At 63.4% G+C, this 25,237-nt stretch carries 21 protein-coding genes; 9 read left to right on the top strand and 12 right to left on the bottom strand.

Annotation, left to right across the window (positions count from 1 at the left end; genetic code table 11):
* The first annotated feature begins 45 nt into the window (after window positions 1-45).
* The 3 genes from B2585_RS18170 to B2585_RS18160 are packed head-to-tail and all read left to right on the top strand — an operon-like array spanning window position 46 to window position 3,742.
* Window positions 46-1,002 (top strand): ABC transporter permease, encoded by a 957-nt coding sequence (locus B2585_RS18170; RefSeq protein WP_292025352.1) that lies wholly within the window; start codon window positions 46-48, stop codon window positions 1,000-1,002.
* A gap of 12 nt (window positions 1,003-1,014) precedes the next feature.
* On the top strand, window positions 1,015-2,079 hold the full coding sequence (locus B2585_RS18165; protein ID WP_292025351.1) for an ABC transporter permease: 1,065 nt from the start codon (window positions 1,015-1,017) through the stop codon (window positions 2,077-2,079).
* Between the two features lies 1 nt (window position 2,080).
* Window positions 2,081-3,742: an ABC transporter ATP-binding protein gene (locus B2585_RS18160; RefSeq protein WP_292025350.1), complete on the top strand. Its 1,662-nt coding sequence runs from the start codon at window positions 2,081-2,083 to the stop codon at window positions 3,740-3,742.
* 94 nt (window positions 3,743-3,836) lie between these two features.
* Here the strand turns inward: B2585_RS18160 and B2585_RS18155 are convergent, their stop codons facing one another.
* From B2585_RS18155 to B2585_RS18115, 9 genes are all read right to left on the bottom strand, one after another.
* Complete coding sequence (locus B2585_RS18155; RefSeq protein ID WP_292025349.1) at window positions 3,837-3,959, bottom strand: hypothetical protein; 123 nt, start codon at window positions 3,957-3,959, stop codon at window positions 3,837-3,839.
* Between the two features lie 318 nt (window positions 3,960-4,277).
* Window positions 4,278-5,837, bottom strand: a complete 1,560-nt coding sequence (locus B2585_RS18150; protein WP_292025348.1) for a flotillin family protein — start codon at window positions 5,835-5,837, stop codon at window positions 4,278-4,280.
* A 13-nt stretch (window positions 5,838-5,850) separates the two neighbouring features.
* Window positions 5,851-7,326: an aldehyde dehydrogenase family protein gene (locus tag B2585_RS18145; protein WP_292025347.1), complete on the bottom strand. Its 1,476-nt coding sequence runs from the start codon at window positions 7,324-7,326 to the stop codon at window positions 5,851-5,853.
* 16 nt (window positions 7,327-7,342) lie between these two features.
* On the bottom strand, window positions 7,343-8,548 hold the full coding sequence (locus B2585_RS18140; protein ID WP_292025346.1) for an ABC transporter ATP-binding protein: 1,206 nt from the start codon (window positions 8,546-8,548) through the stop codon (window positions 7,343-7,345).
* Window positions 8,541-9,272, bottom strand: a complete 732-nt coding sequence (locus B2585_RS18135; protein WP_292025662.1) for an ABC transporter ATP-binding protein — start codon at window positions 9,270-9,272, stop codon at window positions 8,541-8,543. The genes B2585_RS18140 and B2585_RS18135 overlap by 8 nt, the downstream gene beginning before the upstream one ends.
* Window positions 9,272-10,204, bottom strand: a complete 933-nt coding sequence (locus tag B2585_RS18130; protein ID WP_292025345.1) for a branched-chain amino acid ABC transporter permease — start codon at window positions 10,202-10,204, stop codon at window positions 9,272-9,274. Before B2585_RS18130 ends, B2585_RS18135 begins: the two co-directional genes overlap by 1 nt.
* On the bottom strand, window positions 10,201-11,067 hold the full coding sequence (locus B2585_RS18125; protein WP_292025344.1) for a branched-chain amino acid ABC transporter permease: 867 nt from the start codon (window positions 11,065-11,067) through the stop codon (window positions 10,201-10,203). Before B2585_RS18125 ends, B2585_RS18130 begins: the two co-directional genes overlap by 4 nt.
* A gap of 63 nt (window positions 11,068-11,130) precedes the next feature.
* Window positions 11,131-12,330 (bottom strand): amino acid ABC transporter substrate-binding protein, encoded by a 1,200-nt coding sequence (locus B2585_RS18120; RefSeq protein WP_292025343.1) that lies wholly within the window; start codon window positions 12,328-12,330, stop codon window positions 11,131-11,133.
* Window positions 12,331-12,369: 39 nt separating this feature from the next.
* Window positions 12,370-13,818, bottom strand: a complete 1,449-nt coding sequence (locus B2585_RS18115; protein ID WP_292025342.1) for an aldehyde dehydrogenase family protein — start codon at window positions 13,816-13,818, stop codon at window positions 12,370-12,372.
* Between the two features lie 147 nt (window positions 13,819-13,965).
* On the opposite strand from B2585_RS18115, the gene B2585_RS18110 reads away from it, so the two are divergent.
* Window positions 13,966-14,856 carry an AraC family transcriptional regulator gene (locus tag B2585_RS18110; RefSeq protein ID WP_292025341.1) on the top strand — a complete coding sequence of 297 codons (891 nt, stop codon included), beginning with the start codon at window positions 13,966-13,968 and terminating at the stop codon, window positions 14,854-14,856.
* Window positions 14,857-14,863: 7 nt separating this feature from the next.
* On the opposite strand, the gene B2585_RS18105 is transcribed toward B2585_RS18110, so the two are convergent.
* A complete protein-coding gene (locus B2585_RS18105; protein WP_292025340.1) occupies window positions 14,864-15,763 on the bottom strand; it encodes a LysR family transcriptional regulator in 900 nt (299 codons plus the stop codon).
* A 131-nt stretch (window positions 15,764-15,894) separates the two neighbouring features.
* Here B2585_RS18105 and B2585_RS18100 point away from each other — a divergent pair, with 131 nt between their 5' ends.
* The 5 genes from B2585_RS18100 (at window position 15,895) to B2585_RS18080 (ending at window position 22,567) form a co-directional block, all read left to right on the top strand.
* Window positions 15,895-16,902, top strand: coding sequence for a TAXI family TRAP transporter solute-binding subunit (locus B2585_RS18100; RefSeq protein ID WP_292025339.1), 1,008 nt, complete (start codon window positions 15,895-15,897; stop codon window positions 16,900-16,902).
* Between the two features lie 107 nt (window positions 16,903-17,009).
* Window positions 17,010-18,926 carry a TRAP transporter permease gene (locus B2585_RS18095; protein ID WP_292025338.1) on the top strand — a complete coding sequence of 639 codons (1,917 nt, stop codon included), beginning with the start codon at window positions 17,010-17,012 and terminating at the stop codon, window positions 18,924-18,926.
* Entirely contained in the window at window positions 18,913-19,959 is a 1,047-nt protein-coding gene (locus tag B2585_RS18090) for an amidohydrolase family protein (protein WP_292025337.1), read from the top strand. Before B2585_RS18095 ends, B2585_RS18090 begins: the two co-directional genes overlap by 14 nt.
* Window positions 19,956-21,605, top strand: coding sequence for an FAD-dependent oxidoreductase (locus B2585_RS18085; RefSeq protein WP_292025336.1), 1,650 nt, complete (start codon window positions 19,956-19,958; stop codon window positions 21,603-21,605). The genes B2585_RS18090 and B2585_RS18085 overlap by 4 nt, the downstream gene beginning before the upstream one ends.
* Window positions 21,602-22,567, top strand: a complete 966-nt coding sequence (locus tag B2585_RS18080; protein ID WP_292025335.1) for an amidohydrolase family protein — start codon at window positions 21,602-21,604, stop codon at window positions 22,565-22,567. The genes B2585_RS18085 and B2585_RS18080 overlap by 4 nt, the downstream gene beginning before the upstream one ends.
* A gap of 19 nt (window positions 22,568-22,586) precedes the next feature.
* Here B2585_RS18080 and B2585_RS18075 read toward each other — a convergent pair whose 3' ends face one another.
* A complete protein-coding gene (locus B2585_RS18075) occupies window positions 22,587-23,396 on the bottom strand; it encodes an enoyl-CoA hydratase/isomerase family protein (RefSeq protein ID WP_292025334.1) in 810 nt (269 codons plus the stop codon).
* Window positions 23,393-25,111, bottom strand: coding sequence for an AMP-binding protein (locus B2585_RS18070; RefSeq protein WP_292025333.1), 1,719 nt, complete (start codon window positions 25,109-25,111; stop codon window positions 23,393-23,395). Before B2585_RS18070 ends, B2585_RS18075 begins: the two co-directional genes overlap by 4 nt.
* Between the last annotated feature and the right edge of the window lie 126 nt (window positions 25,112-25,237).

The following is a 25,237-nucleotide window of genomic DNA, read 5'->3' as shown; positions in this document are numbered from 1 at the left end:
ACAAGCGGCGCAAAAGTCCGCGTGATGCAACCGGGGGAGTGACACATGGGCGGCCTGCTCAATCTTGTACTCAAACGGCTGGGCCTGGGTCTGATAACCCTCCTGGTCGTCTCAATTCTGATTTTTTTCGCCGTGGAGCTTCTCCCTGGCGATACCGCCGAGCAGATCCTCGGTCAGGGCGCGACGGAAGAGACCGTCGCCGCGCTGCGGGAGCAACTTGGCCTGAACCGGCCGTGGTATGTCCGATATCTCGACTGGCTCTCCGGGGCAGTCGTGGGTGACTTTGGCGTCTCTGCCCTCTCGGGCGAGCCGGTGATGGACGTGATCGGCGGACGTTTCGTCAACACTCTGTTCCTCGCCGCCTACGCCGCGGTGCTCGCCGTTCCGCTGGCCATTACGCTCGGTGTGATCGTCGCGCTGCTGCGCAACACGGTGTTCGACCGTGTGGCCAACGTGCTGACGCTCACCTCGATCTCCAGCCCGGAATTCTTCCTTGGCTACATCCTGATCCTGTTTCTCGCTGTGAAGAACCCCTTCTTCCCGGCGATCGCGAGTCTGTCGGACGGCATGAGCCTTGGCGAACTCCTGAACCGGACGTTCCTTCCGGCGCTCACGCTGGTGTTGGTCGTCACGGCACACATGATGCGGATGACGCGGGCGGCGATCATCAACCTGCTCGCCTCGCCTTATATCGAGATGGCTCGGCTTAAAGGCGTATCGCCCTGGCGGGTGATCGTGCGACATGCACTTCCCAATGCCTGGGCCCCGATCATCAACGTGGTCGCGCTCAACCTCGCCTATCTCATCACCGGGGTGGTGCTCGTCGAGGTCGTCTTCGTCTATCCCGGGATCGGCCAGGCTTTGGTCGATGCGGTGGCGAAGCGCAACTTCCCTGTGGTGCAGGCCGCGAGCCTGATCTTCGCGGCGACCTTCATCCTTCTGAACCTCGCGGCGGACGTTGGCGCGATCCTGACCAACCCGCGCTTGCGGCACCCCAAATAAGGAGGCGGTACAATGATGTTCTTCGTAATCGGCTACTACGTCTTCTTGCTTCTCGCCTCGGTTGTGCTGTCGCTATTCAATCAGACCAAGTGGTTTCGAATGGTGTTCGCACTGTTTCTGGTCTCGATCATCGTGGGAATCGTCGGCGGAGCGCCGGCCTTGCGTGCCATAGCGATCTTCGCCGCGCTCCTCGCGACGGCGGCGGCGCTCTCCTTCGCGTTCAAGGAGTTCCTGATCCTCATCGTGAGACCGAACCTCGCCAAGGAGCTTCGCACCGCGCCGCTCACCGCGTCGTTCGGGATTTTCATCATCTTCACCTATGCGATTGCGGGCACGTTCGCCCCCTGGATCGCGCCATACGGGCAAGCCGAGGTCATCGCCGGAGCCTTTGCGCCAGCGGATGCGAACATGCTCCTCGGGGCGGATCAGCTCGGTCGAGACGTCTTCAGCCGGATCATATATGGCGCGCGCAACTCGGTGGGCCTCGCGCTTATCTCGACCTTGGGCGCTTTCATCCTCGGTGCGCTCGCGGGCCTGCTCGCCGCCGTCAAAGGTGGCTGGTTTGACCAGTTCATGGGTCGCGTCGCGGACATCATCATGTCTGTGCCATCGCTGATCTTCGCGCTGCTTATGCTGTCGATCTTCGGCACGAAGTCCTGGGTCATCGTCCTCGTCGTCGCGATCATCTACAGCCCCCGCGTTTTCCGCCTCACGCGGGCCGTCGCGGGCAACATTGTCGTGATGGACTATATCGAAGCTGCCAAGCTGCGCGGTGAGGGCGACTGGTATCTCATACGGCGCGAGATCCTGCCGAACTCGACCGCTCCCCTGATCGCGGAATTCGGCCTTGAGTTCGTCTTCGTGTTCCTGCTGATCGCTGGTCTGTCCTTCCTCGGCCTGGGCATTCAGCCTCCGACAGCGGACTGGGGGTCGATGGTGCGTGAGAACGCGACATTGATCTCGTTCGGCGACATCACCCCACTGATCCCTGCCGCAGCCATCGCGCTGTTGACCGTCTCGGTCAACTTCGTCGTCGACTGGATGCTGTGGCGGTCCTCCGGCCTGAAGGAGAAATGATATGAGTGCAAAGTTCCTGGAAAAAGACATCCTGCTGGAGATCGAGGATCTTCAGATTCAAGGGTATTCCGAAGAAACCTGGATCGACATCATCAAGGGCGTCAACCTGACGCTGCACCGGGGTGAGGTTCTGGGGCTGATCGGGGAGTCCGGTGCCGGCAAATCCACGATCGGCGCGGCCGCCATGGGATACGCCCGCGACGGCACCCGGATTTCCGGCGGCCGGATCGAGTTCGACGGGATTGAGCTGACCACGGCGACTGAAAGCGACAAGCGGAGCCTGCGCGGCTCGCGCATCGCCTATGTCGCGCAATCTGCGGCGGCCAGTTTCAACCCGGCGCACAAGATCATCGACCAGCACACCGAGGCGCCGGTTCAGTACCGGATTCAGAAACGTCTCGAAGCGCAGGAAGACGCGATGAAGCTCTACGAGCAGCTGCGCCTTCCAAACCCGAACGAGATCGGCTTTCGCTATCCGCACCAGGTGTCCGGCGGTCAGCTTCAGCGGGCGATGACGGCGATGGCGATGTCCTGTCGTCCGGACCTTATCATCTTCGACGAGCCGACCACGGCGCTCGACGTGACGACCCAGATCGAGGTGCTGGCCGCGATCCGCGATATCGTGGATCAATACAATACGGCGGCGATCTACATCACCCACGACCTAGCTGTCGTGGCGCAGATGGCGGATACGATCAAGGTGCTGCTGAAGGGCGAAGAGGTGGAGCAGGCCTCGACTGTCGAAATGCTTGAAAACCCACAGGAGGACTACACCAAGTCGCTCTGGGCGGTGCGCAGTTTCAAGCGGCCGCAGAAGGCGCGGCCCAAGGACGGCACGGAGCCGATCATCTCGGTCAAGAACATCGACGCGGCGTATACTGGCGGTGTGAAGGTCCTGGATGACGTGTCCTTCGACATCTATCCGGGCATGACCGTCGCTGTCGTGGGCGAGTCCGGGTCGGGCAAATCGACGACGGCGCGCTGCATCACCGGGCTCCTGCCGCCAATGGCGGGCGAAATCCAGTTCAAGGGTGACACGCTCCCGCCGAAGTATACGGACCGGTCGAAGGATCAACTGCGCCAAGCTCAGATGATCTATCAGATGGCCGACACGGCATTGAACCCAAAGGTGCAAATCAATGAGATCATCGGTCGTCCGGCGCAGTTCTATTCCGGGCTGAAGGGCACCGCGCTCAAACAACGGGTAGACGAGTTGCTCGACCTGATCGAGCTCGAGCCGTCCAAGTACTACTACCGTTACCCGCCGGAACTGTCGGGCGGCCAGAAACAGCGGATTGGCATCGCCCGGGCGCTGGCGGCTGAGCCGGAGTTCATCATCTGTGACGAGGTGACGTCAGCGCTCGACCAGCTGGTCGCCGAGGGCATCCTCAAGCTCCTAGACCGACTACAGAGAGACCTGGGCCTGGCTTACATGTTCATCACCCACGACCTCGCCACGGTTCGTTCGATCGCCGACGAGGTGGTCGTGATGCAGAACGGCAAAGTGGTGGAGCAGGGGCCAAAGGACAAGATGTTCACACCGCCGCACCACCCCTATACCGACCTGCTCTTGTCATCGGTGCCGGAGATGGACCCCAACTGGCTCACCACCCTGCTTGAAGAGCGGGGCGTCGACAATATTGGCGAAAAAGCAGACGTCTGATTGCCTTGGCGACCGCGTGCTACAGAAATGGCCCCGATGCGAAAGTGTCGGGGTCTTCGTCAATTCATGGCTGGGGCGTGTGTCGGTCGCGCGCTCAGATGATGGCGGAGGCGGTCAGAACGAGCACGGCGATCAGACCGACATAGAACACCACCAGACCGGACAGACTTCCACTGCGGGCTTCGTATTCGCGGATCAGTTGTTCGCGTGTCAGCATGGCCTTGCTCCGTTCGGTTCGAGCCAGTGTTTTCTTCGTCGCTTCAATTCGCCCGTTACACCCGTTCAATGCCTCGATCAAGCGTTCTTTTTGATGCAATCGCCGAAATCTTTTCGCTGGCGTATTGTCCGGCAAGAACCCGCGGACTCCGGTCCAAAACGCGACATCTAGGAGCGGTCTTCACCTCTTGGGGAGCCGTATTTGAAAGCCTGGCAGGACCGGATGTCATCGCACAGGTCGCCGGATTTTGGCCGCCATAATGAGATTGGGCCCCCGCGATATGCGGAGGCCCATGGTACTGTCTTGGCGAGATTTGGTTTAATCCGCCTTCTTGGCCCCAGTGCGTTTTCCGACGTTCTCACCGATCATTTCGCCGAGCTGGTTCATGGCCGGGGCCGAAACCGCCAGGTCCAGGATCGAGTCCACGATCTGTGATACAGGCGAGCTGGAAGCCTGACCTTCCGCTGCGCTATCGCGCCGACCGAGGCCGTTCAACTGATGAATCGTGATGCTGTCGATCTTCTCGGCAGGCTTGACCATCTGGCTCACGATGCCCGGCATGGCGTCGAGGCGCATCTTCTCCATCTCCAGCGCGGCGAGCGCGTCGGAGCGGGCGTTCTGGGCCTTGATCCGGGCGGCTTCGGCCTCGACCTCGGCCAGTTGAAGATACTTCATCGCCTCGGTCTCTTCCCGCTTGGCCTCGGCCTTGTCCTTGGCGGTGGCCTTGTCGCTTTCGGCGGCGATGCGCGCGCGGGTGGCAGCCGTTTCGGCATCCTGCTGCGCGGACAGAAGCGCCACGGCCTTGCGCCGCTCGGCCTCGGCCATCTGACGCGCGGTCTGAATGGCTTCTTCCGCCTTCACCGCTTCAGCGCGGGCGGTGTCCGCATCGGCGCGGGCGCGGCTTTCCTCCTGCGACTTGGCGGAAATCTGGATCTGCCGCTCTTGCTCCGCGATCTGGAGCGCGCGTTCCTGCGAAATCTCGGCCTCTCGTATCGCCAGTTCGCGGGCGATGTCGGCGGACTGGATTTCCTGCTCCATGCGGATGCGGGCATGGGCCGCCGAGCGTTCGGCGTCGGCCTTGCGGCTCGCCACCTCGGCCAGTTGCGCGGCCATGAGGGTTTCGACCTCCTGCGCCTGCGCGATCTCGGCCCGGCGTTCCTCCAAGTCGATCTCCAGCTTGCGGCGCGAGGCCTCCATCGCGGTGCGCCGCACTTCGACTTCGCTGTCGCCCTCGATCTGGGCGCGCTCGCGTTTCGACTTGGCTATCACCTCGGCCAGTTTGCGCATGCCGACCGCGTTGAAGGCGTTGGTTTCATCCAGCGAGTTGAAAGGCGTCTGGTCGAAATCGGTCAAAGACACGCTGTCGAGTTGGAGGCCGTAGCGCCCGAGCGTCTCGCCCAGAATGTCACGCACCTCGCGCACGAATTCGGCGCGGTTCTCATGCAACTCGTCCATCGTCATCTGGGCCGCGACCGTGCGCAGCGCGTCGATCATCATGCCGTCGATCAGGCTTTTCAGCTCGTCGGGCTGGAACGTGCGCCGCCCCAGCGTCTGCGCGGCCCGCGCGATGGCATCCGCCTCGGGCACGACCGAGGCATAGAACTCGGCCCCCACGTCCACCCGCATCCGGTCCTTGGTGATGAGGGCGCTGTCACCGCGCCGCACCACGTCCATGCGGATCGTCTGCATGTTCACGCGGTTGATCTCGTGAAAATACGGGATCGCCAGCGTGCCGCCGTCGATGATGACCTTGCGGCCCCCGATCCCGGTTTTCACGAGGCTGATCTCGTTCGTCGCCCGTTCGTAAAACCACGCGGCGAGCGCGATCAGAACGGCGGCGACGATAACGAGGAGGATGATCCATCCAATCGCAGTCATGGCGTGTCCTTTCTCAGAAGACCGGCGGGAAATGACGCCCGCCGCGGTCGAGGGTGATCCAGCGCAACTCGGTGAACGCGTCGAGCGACCAGCGCCCGCCGTAGCGGCCCACGCCGGAGGCCTTTGTGCCGCCAAACGGCACATGCGGCTCGTCGTTGATGTTCTGGCAGTTCACGTGGCAGATGCCGGTTTCGATATGCTCGGCCATTCGCAGGGCCTTGGCCTCATCCGCCGTCATGATCGCCGCCGTCAGCCCGTATTCGGTGTCATTGTTCAGCGCGATCGCCTCCTCTTCCGTGCGGAAGGGGGCAACGATGACGACGGGGCCAAAGGTCTCGTCATGCCAGATGTCCATGTCCGCGCTCACGTTGGTGAGCACCGTGGGTTCGACGAAGTTGTCCCACGCATTGCCGCCCAGTTCGACGGTCGCGCCTTTGGCCACGGCATCGTCGATCAGCGCCTTGACGCGCAGCGCCTGCCGCGTGTTGACCAGCGGGCCGATCACGTTGTCCTTGTCCTTGGTGTGCCCCGTCTTGAGCTTGGCGGCACGGGCGAGGAACTGATGCATGAAGTCGTCGTAGACACCGTCCTGCACAAGGATCTTTTCGGTCGACATGCAGACCTGACCCTGGTGCATGAACGAGCCGAAGTTGGCGGCCTTGGCGGCGTGGTCGAGGTCGGCGTCGTCCATGATGATCATGGAGTCCTTGCCGCCCAGTTCCACGCAGGCCTTCTTCAGATGCGCGCCGCACTTGGCCGCGATGTGACGCCCCACGGCGGTCGATCCGGTAAAGGACACGGCCTTGACCGTCGGGTTCTCGATCATCTCGTCGCCCACGGCGCCCACGCTGTCGCGTGAGCAGGTGACGACGTTGAACACCCCCGGCGGGATGCCCGCCTCTTCCAGCACTTCGGCAAAGTAGAGCCCGCCGGAATAGGGCGTATCCTCGGAGGGTTTCAGAACCACGGTATTGCCCACGGCCAGCGCCGCCGCGAACCCGCGCGAGGTCAGGATGCCGGGCATGTTCCACGGGGAAATGACGCTGACGACGCCCAGCGGAAAGCGGGTCGCCATCATGAACTTGTGGTGCTCGGAGGGGAGCACCTCGCCGATGTTCTGGTAGCAAAGCGCCGAGGCGGAACGGAACACTTCTGCCACGTATCCAGCCTCGAACACGCCCTTGCCGAACCAGCCGCCGCCCTCTTGCACGGCGGCGTTGATGAAGTCGCCCTGACGCTTGTCCCAGACCTCGGCGATCTTGAGCAGGTAATGCGCGCGCTGGTGAAAGGCGAGGCCGGACCACGCCGGGAACGCCGCCTTGGCCGCCGCGATCGCCTTTTTCACATCGTCCGGTGAGCCGTCGGGGATGCGGGCGTAAAGCGAATTGTCGGACGGGTTCAGGTCATCGAAGGTACGGGACGCGGGCGTCCACTGGCCGTCGATATACATGCCCTTGATGGTGGGCGCTTTGCTGGGACTGTCGAGCATCGGTGTCTCCTCTCCCTCAGGGTTTGCCACGGTGCCGGGTGCGCGAACGGTCGCGGGCCCGGGCGGCGGCGGTTTCGATTTCAGTCAGTACGTCGCGCAGCCGGTCGCTGTGGCTGCCGAGGTCCGGCATGGGCGTGCTGGGGGGCCGGCGAACGGGCTTCGGCGGCTCCGGCATCGGCGCGGGGCGCGGCGGCAGACTGGGCGGCGCATCGCGGCGCGACGACTGGGTCGCGGCCTTGGACACATAGCTTGCCGTATCGATGCCTGTGGGCTTGGAGGTCGCGGCAGGTGCGGGGCGCGGCGCGGGCTTGGCCGCTGGCGGGGCCGGCGGCGGCGCGGGGCGCGGGGCTGGCTCTGGTGCCGGTGTGGGTTTCGCCGGGCGCGCCGGGGTGATCCCCTGCATGGCCTGCGCGGCGATGTCCGAGGGCGACGGCCCCTTTGCCGGACGCGGGGCGCTTGGCGCGGGCATGGGGGAAGCCTCGGGTTTCCCCTTGCCAGCCCCGCCCTTGGCTGCAGCGCCACCCAGGTAGGCCTTTTGCACCGCCGGGTCTTTGGCAAGGTTGGCGCCGGTATCCTCGTGAATGATCTCGGTGTTCTCGAGCAGGTAACCCCGATCCGCGATGGCGAGCGACGCTTTGGCGTTTTGTTCGACCAACAGGATACCGATGCCGGTGTCGCGCACCGCCTTGAGGCTTTGGAAAAGCTCCTTGGACAGAAGCGGCGAGAGGCCGAGCGAGGGTTCGTCCAGCGTCAGAATAGCCGGGTTCGACATCATGGCGCGGCCGATGGCGACCATCTGCTGCTCGCCGCCCGACATGGTGCGCGCGACCTGTCTGCGTCGTTCCAGAAGCTTGGGAAACAGCGCATAGACCCGGTCGAGGTTCGTGCGTTCGGCATCCTTGGCCCGCTCGGAATAGGCGCCGAGCGTCAGGTTTTCCTCGACGGTCAGGTCGCCGAAAATGCCGCGCCCCTCGGGCACCAGCGCGATGCCCTCTTCCACGATCCGGTCGGGCTTCATGCCGACAAGCTCATGCCCGTTCATGCGAACCGTGCCCGTGACCTTGCCCTCACAGATGCCGCTGATCGCCTTCAGGAGCGTCGACTTCCCGGCGCCGTTCGCGCCGAGGATCACGACGATCTCGCCCTTGCCGACGCGCACCGAGGCGTTGTTCAGCGCGGGGTGCTGGCCGTAGGCAGCGGAAAGTCCCTTCACCTCAAGCATCGTCATCCCCCAGATAGGCGCGGATGACTTCGGGATCGGACAGCACGTCGTCTGTCGTCCCTTCCGCGATTTTCTTGCCTGAGGACATGACCACGCAGTTGTCGCAAAGCGAGCGGATCGCATCCATGACGTGTTCAACGAGGATGATCGTGCGCCCCTCGTCGCGCAGCCGGTGGATGAGGTCGATGCCTTCGGAAAGCTCGGTCGGGTTCAGCCCGGCGAGCCATTCGTCGAGCAGCAGAACCTCGGGTTCGCCTGACAGCGCGCGGGCAAGCTCGACCCGTTTCGTGTCGATATAAGTCAGCTGGCCGACACGCGACTTGGCCTTGTCCGCCATGCCGATCTTTTCGAGCACCTGCATCGCGTGGCGTTCGGCCGACTGCCCCCAGCGGCGGCGGTGGCCAAAGACGCCCCCGGCCATGACGTTTTCGAGCACGTTCATCGAGGGCAGGAGCCGCACGAGTTGGAAGGTCCGAGACACGCCCTTGCGCGCGATCTGGCGGGCGGGCAGTCCGGTGATCGTGCCGCCGCGCAAGCTGATCTCGCCATCCGTGGCGGGCAGCGCGCCGGAGATGAGGTTGAGCGTCGTGGACTTGCCCGACCCGTTCGGGCCGATCAGCCCCAGCACCTCATGCTCGCGCACGTCGAAGCTGACGTTGTCGACCGCGACCAGTCCGCCGAACTGCTTGGTCGCGCCGCGCAGCGATATGACCGTATTCGCCATCATGCCATTGCGCTCCGCTTGGCCGCGCGGCCCTTGAGACGGTCGTAGAGACCGACGAAGCCGCCCGGCAACAGGTAGACAATGGCGAGGAAGCTGAGGCCCAGAAGCAGCGTCGTCTGGTTCGGGAAGGAGGACGAGATCGCCTCCCAGAGCAGCGTGAAGGGGATGACGCCGACGAGCGGACCCCACAGCCGACCCGTGCCGCCCAGAAGCGCCATGATGACAACCTGGAAAGACAACATTGGCGTGAAGGCGGTCGAAGGTTCGATATAGACATATCTGGGCGCGATGATGGCCCCGACGATGGCAGCCACCGCTCCGGACACCACAAAAAGAGCCACTTTGGACAGCGCGGTGTTGATGCCGACATGGCGCGCCACGTCCTCGTCATCGCCGATGATGCGCAGCGCGAAGCCGAGGCGCGAGCGGCCGATGCCCCAGCCGACGAGATAGACGAGTGCAGCGAGGCCGAGAAGCTGCCAGTAGATGTCGTTGTCGGTCAGGTCGGTCAGAACATAGGTGCCCTTGTGCCCGGTCTGGTTCTGGTACCACGTCACCCCTTGCCGGGTCATTTCGGCCAATCCCAGCGTGAAGATCACGAAGTACACGCCGGACAGGCGGAGGGTGGCGAGACCCACGAGTGCGGCGAGCACGCCCCCGATCAGCCCGGCGATGGGCAGGAGCACCCAGTAGGGCAGGACCTCGATCCCGGACCCCATGACGTAGGTGCCGATCCCGAAGAACGCCGCCGTCGCGAGAGAAATGTAATGTGTGGGCCCGGAGAACAGCGCCCAGCTTGTCGCGAGTACCGTGTACATCGCGATCGAAACCCCGAGCGAGATTAGGTAGCCGTCACCTGTCAGCGGCAAGAGCGCTGCGACGGCGAGCAGGGCAGTGGCCCAACCCAGCGTTTTCCACTCGTCGCGCTTCATGTCGGCTTCCTCCCGAAGAACCCCTGTGGACGGAACAGCAGGATCAGGATGAACAGCGCGTAGGCCGCGACGAGCGTGAGGCCCGGATCGATGACGGAGGCGACGAAGGTTTCGCCGATGCCCAGAACCAGGGCCGCGAGGATCGTGCCGCGCACGTCACCGACGCCACCCATGATGACGATAATGAGCGCCTTCATGGTGAACATCACGCCGGTGGAGGCGTCCAGCGTCAGGAAGGTCGAGATCACGGCCCCGCCCACTGCAGTCACCGCTCCACCCAGAGCGAAGGCACGGGCCGAAAGCTTGGGCACGTCGATACCGACGAGTCGCGCGTTTTCGGGCGACACGGCGACGGCGCGGATCGCCATCCCGGCGCGCGAGACGTTGAGCCAGAGGAAGAGTCCCGCGCAGAGTACCGCAGCGCAAAGGAAGGCGACCACACGGTTCAGGCCGAAATTGTCACCGAAAATCACGATGGGCCGCGCGAGATAGGAATAGCTGAAGTAATCGCCTCCGAAGGCCCAGATCATGATGCCCACCATCACGAAGGACAGGCCGAATGTGGTCAGGATCGCATCGACCTCAAGCATTCCCCTATTCTTGGCCCGGTTCACCAGCGGACGGAGCATGATCCGGTAGATCAGCCAGTTCAGGACGTAGGCGAGGGGCGCCACGAGGAAAATCGTGAGGAGCGGGCTGACCTGCCCAACGGTGAAAAGGGTGAACGCGACGAAAGCGCCGATCACGAGCATCTCGCCGTTGGCGAGGTTCATGATGCGCGACACGCCGTATTGCAAGTTCAGCCCTAGCGCGATCAGCGCATAGGTCCCGCCGAGAATGAGGCCGGTGATGAGGATGTCCATGAGGTCTCCGTGACAGCTGGCGGGCCCGGATCGGTCCGGACCCGCCCTTCGCGTTGGACGGGGTTATTCCCAGCCGGTCTTGACCATCGGCTCGACGGCACCTTCGCGGCCCGTCTCCTTGATCCCCTTGAACTCGCCGTCCTGCCACTGGCCGACAGTCCAGTAGGCCGTGTTGTTGTTCTGATCGTCGAAGTCGATCGTGCCCATCACGGTCTCGAATGCGTTGTCCTTGATGTACTGGGTGACCTCGGCCATATCGAGCGTCCCGGTCGTCTCGATCGCTTCTTCGAGAATTTGGAGCGAGGCATACATCATGCCCGCAGCCCAGTAGTCCGGCTTGGACCCGGTCGCCGCTTCAAGGCGTGCGGCGTAGTCCTGGAACTCCGGCGATGCGGTGTTGACGCCGCCGATGCCCATGACCCCTTCCGCTGCCGCACCGAAACGTGCGCCGTAGGACGGGAATGCGGTGGCGACGGCGGTGTAGAAGGCCTTGACGTTCAGCTCTTCGATCATCGCCTGCTCGGTCAGTCCGAAAGTGTCCGGCGGATAGGACCAAGCCATGAAGGCGTCGGGCTCGGCGGCCTTGGCGGCCTTCATGATGGGTGAGAGGTCCTGCGTGCCCAGCGGGTACGAAGTTTCATAGACGATCTCGAACCCGGCCGCTTCCAGGGCCGGTTTGCCGACGGCTGCAAGCTCGATTCCGAAGGCGTCGGCCACGTTCACCATCGCGACCTTGTTGCCGATCTCGCCCGCTTCACGCAGGTCAGACAGCACCTCGACCGCATCTTCTGCGAGGTCGGTGGACCGGCCAAGCAGGAAGAACATGTCGTTGAACTGCTCAGTCAATTCACCGATCTGGTCAGTCGCGGCCGACGAGGTGATCTGCGGGAACCCGAGCTTGTCGAAGATTGGCGCGGCGGCGAGGTTCAGGCCGGTCGAATAGGGCGCGAGGATAATATCCGCGTCGTCCTGCGTGGCCAGGCGCTGCACCGCCTTGATGGTCTCGGACGGGTTGGTCTGGTCGTCGTACTCGATGACTTCGAGCATCCGCTGCTCGCCACCCACGTTCAGACCGCCACGTTCGTTCACCTCTTCCACCCAGAGGGCGATGTTCGGCCAATGGGTCACGGCGGCGCCGCCGGCCAGCGGACCGGTCTTGGGCGCCACGGCCCCGACGACAATCGAGTCCTGGGCGAATGCGGCACCGGCCACCAGCGTGGCAGCCAGCGTCGTCGTCACCTTGAAGAGTGTTCTCCGTTTCATGTGTTTCCTCCCTGAGTTCGCGCGTCTGTCGCGCTTTGATTACGTCCAGAACGGGTAATCGGATCTCGGCTCCTGGACGGTGATCCACCGGAGTTCGGTGAATTCGTGAATGGCGGATGTTCCGCCGAAGCGCCCATAGCCCGAGGTTTTCACCCCTCCGAAGGGCTTGGACGGGTCGTCGTAGACGGTCGGGCCATTGATGTGGCAAACGCCGGTTTCGAGCAGGCCGGCAAGGGCGCGGGCCCGGCTCGTGTCAGCGGTGAAGACGGAAGCCACAAGACCGTATTGCGTGTCGTTCGCGATGGATATCGCCTCTGCCTCGTCGCCGGCGCGTATGATGGCGGCGACGGGGCCGAAGCTTTCCTCTCCATAAATCTGCATCTCCGGGGTCACCCGGTCCAGCAGGGTGGGCACCACGTAGGAGCCGGACACCTCGCCGCCCGCGATGAGCGTCGCACCCTTCGAAAGCGCGTCCTCTATCAGACGTCCGACTCGGCGCGCGGCCTCGGCGCTGATAAGCTCGCCGACCTTGTCGCGGTTCTTGCGCGTCAACAACTCGGCGCATTGCGCTTCCATCTCGGCGCGGAACGGATCCGCAACGGCGTCGACCACGATCATACGTTCGGTGGCCATGCAGATCTGGCCCTGATTGAAATATGCGCCGTAGGCTGCGGCCTTTGCAGCAGCGGCGAGATCGGCGTCTTCAAGGACGATCAGCGGCGCCTTGCCGGACAGTTCAAGAAGGCATGGTTTCAGGTGGCGCGCGCAGATGTCGGCCACGCGTCGACCTACTCGTGTCGAACCGGTGAAGTTCACACGTCGCACCGCCGGGTGTCCGGCAAGTGCATCGACCACGGGCTCGGCCATCTCCGGTGCGTGAATGACAGAAGTCAGCGCCCCGGCGGGAAGACCCGCCTCGCAGATCACGTCCACAATTCGCGAATGAAGCATCGGGCACAACTCGCTGCCCTTGAAGACAACCGTGTTTCCGCACGCCAGCGGCCAGACGATGGCGCGCACCGCAAGTGTCACCGGCGCATTCCACGGTGCGATGGCCAGAACCGCGCCCACCGGCTCTCGAAAAACCGTGGATTGGATTCCGCTCTTTTCGGATGTCTCCTCGGTCTGCGTGATCTTTTCGGGTATTTTCATCGCCTCGTTGAACACATCGACCGCGATCGAGACGTTGAACCTAATCCAATCCGGCGTAGAGCCCAGTTCTTCGGCGGCGATCTCGACGAACTCCTCGGTATGTTCGATGAGAAGATCGCGCGCACGGGCGAGGACCTTGCGTTTTTCTTCAACTGACGTGGCACGCCAGACCGGAAAGGCGGCCGCAGAAGCATTGGCGGCGTCACGCGCGTCACGCGGACCTGCCGCAACCGCGCGGGTGACAGGTTGGCCGCTGACCGGCGACAGGCGTTCGAACACGGCACCATCGCGTGCCCCGACTCCCGCGTCGCGGATATGAAGCTTGGCTTCGAACATGATCCTCCCTTGGCCCGCCGGTGTGCCCCGACGTGACCCTGGAGATCAGCATGACCGAGGATCGCTCCAGAAATAATGCCAAAAAATGGGCATGTATTGCTGAAAGTTGGGTAAAGTGCAGGAGGGCTGCACCTTTTGGAGGTCGTCATGTTCGATTCGCCATCGTCCCGGTTCCGAGCGGGCCATATTGAATGCGCGCTTCAGGAGCGCGTCGTCGGTGCGCGCGCAGCGGCCGCGACATATGAGTGGTTCGTCTTCTACCTCGACAGTGGGCAGGCCGTGGCCGAAACCCACGACGGCGATTTCGAGATGTCGGGGCCTGCACTGCGCTGGGGACCGTTGGACGAGCATACCCGATTGCGGGTCTCCGCCGGCGGCGCGGGCTACTATCTCTTCTTCGGCACCCCGGTATTCGAGGATGCCATCGGTCTCGCCGCAGAGGGCGCCGATCTGAGGATGTTCGCGACACAACATCTCGTCGCGTCCTTTGAGCGCAGCGATACGCTGGGGCAGCGGCTCGACACACTTTTTGATCGAATTACGAACGAAGCGACGACGCCGCAGTTCGGAAGCGAAATCGCACTATCGGCCTACCTGCGGCTACTTCTCGTTCTACTCTGGCGCAGTGTTGACCGGGACATCATCCCGCAGGAGCCAAAAAGCCAGGGACTGGGCGACATCAATGTGTTCCGCAATCTGGTGGAGGCGCATTTTCGGGCGCGTTGGACGGCGCGGCACTATGCCGACGAGATGGGCATTACCTATGACCGACTGCATGATCTTTGTGTGCGCCTTGTCGGCAAGCCACCGGCCCGCCTGATCCGTGAGCGCTCGCTCCACGAGGCGCGGGTGCTTCTGCAACGCACGTCCTTGTCCGCAGAACGGATCGCCGCGATGCTCGGCTTTTCTTCCGCGAGCCAGTTCAACCACTTCTTCAAATCGATGGCGGGCGAAACGCCGGGTGCCTTCCGCAAGCAGGCTCTCGGGCGGCGCGAGGAAAGCGAAGTTGGGTTGGAGCGGTTCTCGGACTGGCCGTGAGCCGGAGTCATTTACGCAGGTCCTGTGCCAGCATGTCGATGAAACGCTCCGCACTGGGCGAAAGCGTGTGCCGACGGCGCTTCACGAGACCGGCGTCGCGCTTGATGACCGGGTCGACGAGCGGGAGGCTACGGATGCCCGGCGCCGGCTGCGCGCTGGCCAGACGCCCTGGCAGGACCGCTAGTCCAATGCCGCAGGCAGACATCCACGCCGCGCTGCCGAGAAACCCGACCTCTGCAACCACACGGGGGCGAATGTTCAGTTTCGCAAGCGTCGTCTCAACCATCCCGCGCACACCATAGTCGCGGCGCGACAAGATGAGAGGTTCGTCCACCAGTTCGCTCCAGCCGACGCTCTCGCGGTCGGCAAAGCGATGCTCAGCAGCACAGATGATGCATAACGGGTCGGCATGGAGGCTTTGCCAGTCCAGCGCGGACTTGTCCTCCGGTTCAGTTCCGATGCCGAAGTCGGCGCGCTGTTCGATGATGTTGGAATAGAACTGGTCCGGTGCGCAGTCGTCGAGGATCAGACTGACTGCGGGATAGGCCGCACGAAACCGTCGCACGGTCGGGGGCAGGAGGGTCAGCCCGGTCGCGGGCGTTGCCGTGAGACGGATGCGCCCGCGCTCCAGGTCCCGCAGTCCGCGGATGGTTTCCTCCAATGTAGAGAGATCGCCGAGAATACGCTCCACCAGACCGATCACGCTTTCGCCCGCCGCTGAAGGGGCAAGCGAGCGCGTCGTACGGTCGAACAGAGTCGCTCCGAGGACCGTTTCCGCCTGCCGGATCAGCACACTCGCCGCAGACTGCGTGATGTTGAGTGCTTCGGCGGCCGCCGAGATCTGACCGGTGCGGTAGACCTGCTGGATGGCGCGCAACTGTTTGAGAGTCAGGCTGGAAACCGACATTTGATACATTCATTTTGTTCATGAATTAATTACAAAAATTCAGTTTTGTTATCAAGCGGTTCATATTAGCCTTTTCCCACACACCTCGTCGCATCGAAAAACAAGACGGCGGGGGTGCAGGGAGGAATGACATGTTTTCCAAGATAAAAGGGCTCGCCGTTGCGGCGACCTTCGTGGCGGCGACCGGTTTTGCAGCCGATGACGCCGCGGCCCAGGGCCGCGTGACGATCGGCACCAATCCGCAGGGCTCGCTTTACTACACAATCGGCAGCGGTATCGCGGCCGCGCTTCAGGACTCGCTCCAGCGGCCCGTCACAGTGCAGCCTTTCACCGGGTCGTCGGTCTACCTGCCGCTGATCTCGGCGGGCGAAGTGACGGTCGGGTTGAACTCTGCCATCGACGCAGGTGGCTGGTACAGCGGCGACACTTCAGGCGAGGCGCTGACGGACCTGCGCGTTCTCGCGCGCCTCTGGCCGCTGCGCCAAGCCTATGTCACGCGCGCCAATGACGGTATGACCGAGGTGAAAGACCTCGCAGGCAAGCGCACCGTGGTCGACATGACCGCGCTGACGGGTGTGTCCGCCGTGAACCGCGCGACCATTCAGGCCGGCGGCCTTGCCATCGAGGACGTGGAAGCGGTCGAGGTCTCGGGCCTCAAAGCCGGGCTCGACGCGCTGGTCGAAGGCAACCTCGACGCAACGGCGGCGGCTATCGGTATTCCGCTTACGCAGCAGGCTAACGCCAGCATCCCCGGCGGTATCAGGTACCTGAGTCTGACCGGCGAAAACGCGACCGAGGCGTTCTTTGACGAGAACCTGCCGGGTGTCTACCCGCTCGAGGTCGGTCCGAACCCGGCCATGCCCGAGATCACGGAACCGGTCGTCGTGTCGGCCTACGACATCTTCCTGACCACAAGTGCGGCGGTGGCGGATGAAGAGGCGACGGCGATCCTGTCAGCACTCTACGACGCTTTCCCGCAGCTGCGCGAAGACTATCCGCCGCTGCGCGGTGGGGCGCAGGATGCAATGGGCAATGCCAGCAACACCGTGCCGTATCACCCGGCTGCCATCGCCTTTTTCAAGGAAAAGGGCATGTGGTCGGACGCGAACGACACACGCGAAGCCACCTTCTCCGAGTGAGCTGATTGTGGTGGCCGGGGAGCTTCCGGCCACCAACCTCCGTCGCCCCGCGGGCGATGTTCGGTGACGCCGGATACCCGGCGCACGCCCCATCCCGGAGCCCCAACATGCGTGCCGTTGCCGCTGTCCTTGCCGCGAGCCTTCCCGTGCTCGGCATCGCCTGGACGTTCAACCTCCCCGAGATGATCGGGCAGGTCTATATCACCGAGCAATACCTGGCGGTGATCCTCGGCCTGACGATCATGGCCGGATTGATGGTCAAACGGCAGCCCCCTGTGCCCATGGTTGCAGACCTGGTCTTCGGCCTCGCAGCGCTTGCCGGCTGGTGGTGGCTTGCGATCAACTACCAGGACTGGCTGCTCGACCCGGTCAATCGTGGACCTGAAAAATGGGTCCCCGCCGTGGTCGGCATCCTCGGTTTGTTCGAAGCGACACGGCGACATTGCGGGCTGGTCCTGAGCCTTCTGGGCGTGGGCTTCATGCTCTACGGCTTCTTCGGCCACTTTGCGCCGGGGATCTTCGAGGCTGCTTACCTCACCCCTCCGCGTTACCTGCTTTACGTCTACAACGACTCCAACGGTGTGCCGGGCCTCGTCCTCGGCGTCGGAGCCACGCAGATCCTCGGCTTCATAATCTTCGGGGCGGTGCTCACGGCAGTGGGCGGCTCGGCTGCGATGACCGACCTGGCGATGGCGGCGATGGGCCACCGCCGGGGTGGCCCGGCCAAGGTCGCCATCCTCGCCTCGTCGCTTTTCGGCACACTTTCGGGCTCGACCGTGGCGAATGTCATGTCCACGGGCGTCGTGACCATCCCGATGATGAAGAAAAGCGGCTGGCCCGCACGCCACGCCGGGGCCATCGAGGCTGTGGCCTCCAACGGCGGACAGATCGCCCCCCCGGTCATGGGTGCCACCGCCTTCATCATCGCGGAATTCCTGCAGATTTCCTACACCGACGTGGTGATTGCGGCGCTCCTGCCGGCTGCCTTCTACTACCTGCTGCTTTACCGCCAGGTGGACAGCTACGCCGCCGCGAACGGTCTGCATGGTGAACCCCGCGAGTCCCTGCCGCGCCTCGGGGCTGCGCTGAAAGGCAGCACCCCACTCATCCTGCCGCTGGGCGTGCTGATCTATTTCCTGTTCTGGCTCGGGTATGCGCCCGGCAAGTCGGCGCTCTACGCCTCGGGCGCGGCGCTCGCGCTTTACCTCGCGACCGGGCTGCGCCTGATCTCGGGCCTGCGTGAGCTGCCCGGAATTCTTGTGAGGGCAGGGGAAACGCTGATCCCGATCCTGCTCGTCTGCGCCATTGCCGGTATCATCATCGGCACGATCAACGTCACCGGCCTGGGCTTCGCGCTGACGCTTGCGTTGGGCAAGATCGCGGAACTCGGCGGGGTGCTGCCGCTCCTCGCCACGACCGCAGTGATCGCAATCGTTCTGGGCGTGGGAATGCCGACCTCAGGCGTTTATGTGGTCGTCGCCGTGCTGCTCGCCCCCGCGCTCGTTCGGAACGGGATCAACATCACCGCCGCGCATCTGTTTATCCTCTATTTCGGCCTTCTGTCGATGCTGACGCCGCCTGTCGCCATCGCGAGCTACGCGGCCGCCTCGATCGCCAAGAGCGATATGTGGCAGACTGGTGTGACGGGCGTGCGGCTGGCGTTTGTGGCCTATCTCCTGCCCTTCGTCTTCGCGTTCAACCCTGCGCTCATCATGGAAGGTACATGGTTCCAGATCGCCGTGTCCTGCGCGACGGTCTACGCGGGCGGGCATGTTCTGGCCGAGGTGCTGGCGCGAAAGAGTGCGTTCGGCGGCGGCTTCCTGCGGCTTTTCGCAAGCCTTGGCGGGCTGCTCCTGTTCAGCGCCACGGCCATCGTGAACCCGACCCATCCCATTGCCATCGCCGCGGCCATCGCAGGCATTGCTCTGCTGTTCCTGCTGGCCTGGCAGTCCCGCCGCGCCGCGGCTCAACCAACCTTTTCCCGAGAAACCCTAGAAAACGGAGCGCCAGATGCCCGATCATAACCCAAACCCGCCCTACAAACGGATCGCCACCGAGGAAGCCTGGCTTCCGCAGGAAATCCTCGACCTTTACCGGGCCGAAGTGCGTGACAAGAAAATCAACGAACCCGGCTTTCAGGCTTTGTGGGGCTTCTTTGCTGGCGACAACGACATCGCCAAAGCCCACAACCGTCGCATCGTCGAACTCGGCGAAGAGAGATTGGCCGACATGGACCGTGCCGGCATCGACATTGCGGTCCTTTCGCTGTCCTCGCCGGGCGTTCAGATTTTCGACCCGGCGACCGCTACCAGCCTGTCGATCCGCGCCAACGACGAACTTGCCGAAGGAATTGCCAAGAACCCGGACCGCTACGTCGGTCTGGCGGCCTTTTCGCCGCTCGACCCTGAGGGCGGGGCGAAAGAACTCGAACGTGGCGTGACCAAGCTGGGTCTCAAGGGTGGCATCCTGAACTCCCACACGCTTGGCACCTACATGGATGACGAAAAGTACTGGGCGCTCTTCGAAGCCGCCGAAAGCCTTGGCGTGCCGATCTACCTGCACCCCAATACGCCGTCACCGCAGATGCTGGAGCCGTTCCTTTCACGCGGTCTGGACGCTGCGGTCTATGGCTTTTCCTGTGAAACCGGGCTGCATGCCCTGCGCCTGATCGTTTCCGGTCTGTTCGACCGTTTCCCGAAACTTCAGATCGTCCTCGGCCATACCGGCGAAGCGTTGCCCTTCTGGCTCTACCGGATCGACTTCATGCACACACGCATTTCGCAGTCCAACCGCTATCCCGGGGTCAAGCCGCTCAAACGCAAGGCTTCGGACTATCTGCGTGAGAATTTCTACTACACATCCTCGGGCGTCGGCGATCCCAAGCCCATCATGTATGTGCAGGATGTCATCGGTGCTGACCGGATGATGTACGCGATGGACTACCCGTGGCAGTACGTCGTCGAGGAAACCGCCTATCTCGACGCGATGCCGGTTTCGCCGGAGGTGCTCAAGGCCTTCTACGAGGACAACGCGCGCAAGGTCTTTGGCATCTCATGACGGATCTGTCCGCAGATGTCGTCATCGTCGGCGCAGGCCCGGTGGGCCTGACGCTGGCGATGGAACTCGACCGGCGTGGGGTGAGCTCACTCATCATCGAGAAGCGCCGCGCCGGAGAGCCGCCGAACGTGAAGTGCAATCACGTCTCGGCACGTTCGATGGAGATCTTTCGCGGCCTTGGCATCGCGGACCGCATACGGGCCACGGGGCTGCCCGATGATTATCCCCACAGCGTGAGCTACCGAACGACCGTGACGGGACGTGAGATCACTTGCGTCCCGATCCCGTCGCGCGCCGGGCGTGAGCGGGGCGATCCGGGGCCCGATACGGACTGGCCCACGCCGGAACCGCCGCACCGGATCAACCAGATTTTTCTTGAGCCGGTGCTGTTCGAAGCTGCACTGGAACGCCCCGGAATCGAGATCGTGAACGAAGCCAAAGTCACGGGCTTCACCGACACTGGCGGTGGCGTCACGGTCAGCATAGAGCGCGACGACGGGCGGACGTTCTCCGCGTCAGGGCGCTATATGGTGGGTTGCGACGGTGGCCGCTCGGAGGTGCGCAGCGCGATCGGCGCGAAGCTGCAAGGGGACGCGGTGGTCCAGCGCGTGCAATCCACCTATATCCGTGCGCCCGGACTCATCGACTTGATGGACGGGCCGCCGACGTGGGGGATGTTCGCTTACAATCCGGTGCGCACCGGTGTCGTCTATTCCATCGACGGGCGCGACACCTGGCTTATCCACAATTACCTGAAGGAGGACGAAGCGGATTTCGACAGCGTGGATCGTGACTGGGCGATCCGGCAGATCCTCGGCGTGGATGACGACTTTTCATATGAAATTCTGACGCGCGAGGACTGGTTCGGTCGTCGACTCGTTGTCGACAAACTGCGGGAGGGAAACGTCTTCATCTGTGGAGACGCGGCCCATCTCTGGGTACCCTATGCAGGTTACGGGATGAACGCGGGGATAGCGGACGCGCACAACCTCGCCATGCATATGGGCGGTGTCTTCGCCGGCTGGGCTGACCCCAGTGCGCTCGACGCTCACGAAGCCGAACGGCTCCCGATTACCGAGCAGGTGTCCCATTTCGCGATGAATCACGCGCATGAAATGGCCCGCAAACGCAAGGCCGTGCCGCCGGAAATCGATGACGACACACCAGAAGGAGCGGCCGCACGAGAAAAGGCGGGCAAAGCGCTTTATGACCTGAACGTTCAGCAATACTGCTGCGCCGGTCTCAACTTCGGTTATTACTACGAGGCCTCGCCCCTGATCGTGCGGGACGGGACACCACCGCCTTACAGCATGGGAGATTTCACGGCCTCGACAGTGCCGGGCGCGCGGTTGCCGAATGTGCGTATCGACGACGAGCAATGGCTCTATGATGTGCAAGGCACAGGGTTCGCGCTGATCTGCACCGACCCCGAGTCAGAGGTCGAGTCGCTTCTCTCGGCGGCGCGCGCGGCGGGGCTTCCGATCACGTTGATCGACCTGCCGGATGCGCCGGAGCCATATGGCAAGGCGCTGGTTCTCGCCCGGCCTGACAATCACATCGCATGGCGGAGCAACAAGGTGCCAACTGATCCAACCGCACTGATCGACCGCCTGCGGGGGGTGCGGGTGCCGGAGGCTGTCCGATGATCGTTGATGTTCACACGCACATGGTGACCGAGGACTACCTGAATCTATTGAGACGTGATGGCGGTCCGAAATACACGTTCCGCACGCTTCCGGCTGGCGGTGAAGTGATCGACAAGGATGGGGTGCCGTTTTTCACGCTTCTCCCGGCCATGTGGGACTTCGATCAGCGCATCCGAGACATGGATGCCGCCGGCGTCGACGTGGCCGTGATCTCGCTCACCTCGCCCAATGCGATCTTCGCGGACGGCGATCTGAGCCGCACTGCGGCCCGCTTGATGAACGATGCGTTTGCCGAGGCACGCACCGCGCATCCAGACCGGCTGCGCTGGTTCGCATCCCTGCCTTGGACTGACCCGAGCGGTGCCGTCGAGGAGCTGTCTCGCGCCGTTTCGCTTGGCGCGTCCGGTGTGTTCGCCGTAGCGACCGTGGACGGCCGGCCGCTGACGGACCCGGCCTACGCGCCGATCTGGGAAGCCATTGATACCGCAGGCCTGCCGGTGTTCCTGCACCCGTCCGTGCCGCCGGGGGAGCAGGAGCTGGGCCTTGGTGACCATAACCTGTCGCCGCCGGTCGGGTTCGTATTCGACACGACGCTTGCCATCAGCCGGATGCTCTATGACGGGTTCTTCGAACGCTACAGGCAACTGAGCATGATCCTCGCTCATGGCGGAGGGACGCTTCCGTTCCTGATCGGGCGTCTGGATGTCTGCCACGATCGTATCCCGGCCTGCGCGGCGGGAACGGCGCAGCCACCCTCGGCCTTCCTCGATCGTCTCTATCTCGACAGCGTCGTATATTCAAAAGGCGCCCTCGATCTGTGTATTGAGACGGTGGGCGCGGACCGGATTCTTTTCGGGTCGGACTACCCGCACAACATCGGGGACATGGCCGGTCGCCGGGCATTGCTCGAGGCGAGCGGCGCGCCACATCGCAAGACCGCTGCGGCCTTGTTTGGCCTCTGAGCACTCGGGCAACGCCTCGTCAGGAGCCTTTGTAATCCGGCGCCCGCTTTTCCATGAAGGCGCGGGGTCCCTCCCGTGCGTCATCGGTTTCCATGACGATGGCCTTCGCGCGATCTTCCAGCACGAAGCCCTCCTCCAGAGGTCGGCCTATCGACTCGACGACGGTCTTCTTGATCTGCCGGACCGAGACTGGAGCGTTGGCAGCGATGCGTTCCGCCATGCCCCTTGCTGCTGCTTGCAGGTCTTCGGGCGGAACGATCCGGTTGATCAGGCCGTGACGCAGGGCGGTCTCCGCGTCCATAGGCACATTCGCCACCATCATCTCCATCGCTGCCGTATACGGAATCTGACGCGGCAGGCGCGCGAGTGCGCCCGCGAAGGGGATGACGCCGCGGGCCGCCTCGGGCAGGGCGAACGTCGCGAAAGGCACGGCCAACCGGATGTCCGTCGCGAGCAGAATTTCCATTCCGCCGGCCATGCACGGGCCGTTGATTGCAGCCACGATGGGCTTGTTCATCTCGAAGCCCCGCAAGGCGGTTCGCGCGTGGACGCTGGGGTCGTCAAGAAACCGGTGGTCCCACTCGGTCTCCGGCGCGCGGGCACCTGACAGCAGGGGCAAGGAGAGTTCGAGGTCCCCGCCGGAGCAGAAAGCCTTGTCCCCCGCGCCGGTCAGGATCACGGCGCGGATCGACCCGTCTTCGGCGATATCCGCCATCGCGTCAGCCAGCCGGCATATTACCTCCGGGCTCATCGCGTTGCGCCGCTCCGGGCGGTTGAAGGTGAGCGTGGCAACGTGTCCATCACGCTCGAAAAGGAAGGGCGTGTTCATCGGCGCACTGGGGTCAGCGACCCGTCCGTGATGGCCTGCGTCGCCTGATCGCGCAGAGCGAATTTCTGGACCTTGCCATTCGCAGTCATCGGGAGCGCATCGATCCCAACGATATACTTTGGCATCTTGTGCCGCGCCATCCGCTCCCGGCAAAAGGCCTGTAGCACTTGCGGATCGACCGTCGCCCCGGGCACAGGCACCACGAAGGCGCAGATTTCCTCGTCCAGTTGCTTGTCCGGTACCCCAACCACCTGCGCTTCGCTCACGCTCTGATGATCCAGCAAACACTCCTCGATCTCGACGGGATAGACGTTCTCACCGCCCCGGATGATCATATCCTTGAGCCGTCCCACGATCCTGAGGTGCCCGCTTTGGGCCAGTTCCGCGAGATCGCCCGAATGAAGCCAGCCGTCCGCGTCGATGGTCTCGGCGGTCTTTTCCGGCATGTCGAAATAGCCCGCCATCGTGTTGTAGCCCCGGATGCACAATTCGCCGCTTTCCCCCCAGCCGCGGACCGCGCCGGTGTCGGGGTCCACGATGCGGATTTCGGTGTGGGGAAGGGGCGTCCCCGCCGTGCTGACCTGATCCTCGAAACTGTCGCCAGGGTTGGTCAGCGTGATCACCGGGCTGCATTCGGTCATCCCCATCAGGACAAGCGGGTCGCCCCCGGTCTTTTCCTTCATTGTACGCAGCAGGCTCGGCGGGATGTTCGTTCCGCCGGTATAGGTCTTGCGCAGGGTATGGGTGTTGAAGGAGTCCCAGTCCGGGTGCTCCATCATCCGGATCATCATGGTGGGCACTGCGTTCAGGATCGTCGGCTCATGGGCGTCCCACAGTTCCAGCATGCGGCGCGCGTCGAAGCCGTCCATCGTGACGAGATGCCCGCCGGACACGAGCATCGCCATCACGTTGCAGACGCAACCGGCAGTGTGAAAAAGCGGCATTGCAGAGAGCAGGACATCGTCAGGCCCGAACCCGCCCCGATCACCGGCGAGGCGGGCGTTGTTGACAGTCGAGCGGTGTGTGAGCATCGCGCCCTTGGGCTTGCCGGTGGTGCCCGAGGTGTATTGGATCTGAGCGATGTCCGCGCTTGCCACCTTGGCCTGTCGGGCCGCGAGGGCGTCGGGTGACACCGTGTCGGCGTGGTCACAAAGGTCCCGGAACGACATGGCGAAGGCTGGAGGCTCGCCCACGGCGACCAGCGTTTCGAGGTCGGGAAGCGTCCGGTTGCCCGTCCGCCGTCCTCCCTCGGTCGTGGCGAGGTCCGGCATCAGCCCTGCAAGATGAGCCGCGATGTCGTTTGTGCGGAACTGAGGACAGAAGACGAGCGCTTTCGCGCGGCTTTGAGTCAGCAGGTAGTCGACCTCGTTTTGCAGAAGCGCCGGGTTCACCGTCACAAGCACCGCGCCTGTCTTGGCCAACGCGTATTCCAAAAGGATCCACTCGGCGCAATTCTGCGCCATGACTGCGACATGGTCGCCCCGTTCAATCCCGAGTCCCATGAGGCCGCGCCCAACGATATCGGCCTGCTTCTTCAACTCGGCGTAGGTCCAGGAGGTGCTTTTTGCGCCACCGTTCTCATCCACCGTGACGGCGGTCCTGTCAGCGAAAGCAATCGCCTGCTGGTCCAGCATATCGCCCAGCGTCACATCGAGGATCTCGGGGCCGCTCGCGTCCGGCCGCCACCATGCCAGGGTATCTTCTACCGTCGTCATGTCCCGGTCCTCTTCCTCCGTTCGCCCTGTGCTCGCTCGCCGCGCCGCTGGACGGGTTCCGGATTGGATGTTATCCAATGGTTCGACATCGATCAATTGGGCATCGATCAATTCAACGCCGACGAC

The organism is Maritimibacter sp. UBA3975, from assembly GCF_002384975.1.
In the GTDB taxonomy this organism is placed as follows: Bacteria; Pseudomonadota; Alphaproteobacteria; order Rhodobacterales; family Rhodobacteraceae; genus Maritimibacter.
This window is presented reverse-complemented; position numbering and strand designations above follow the sequence as displayed.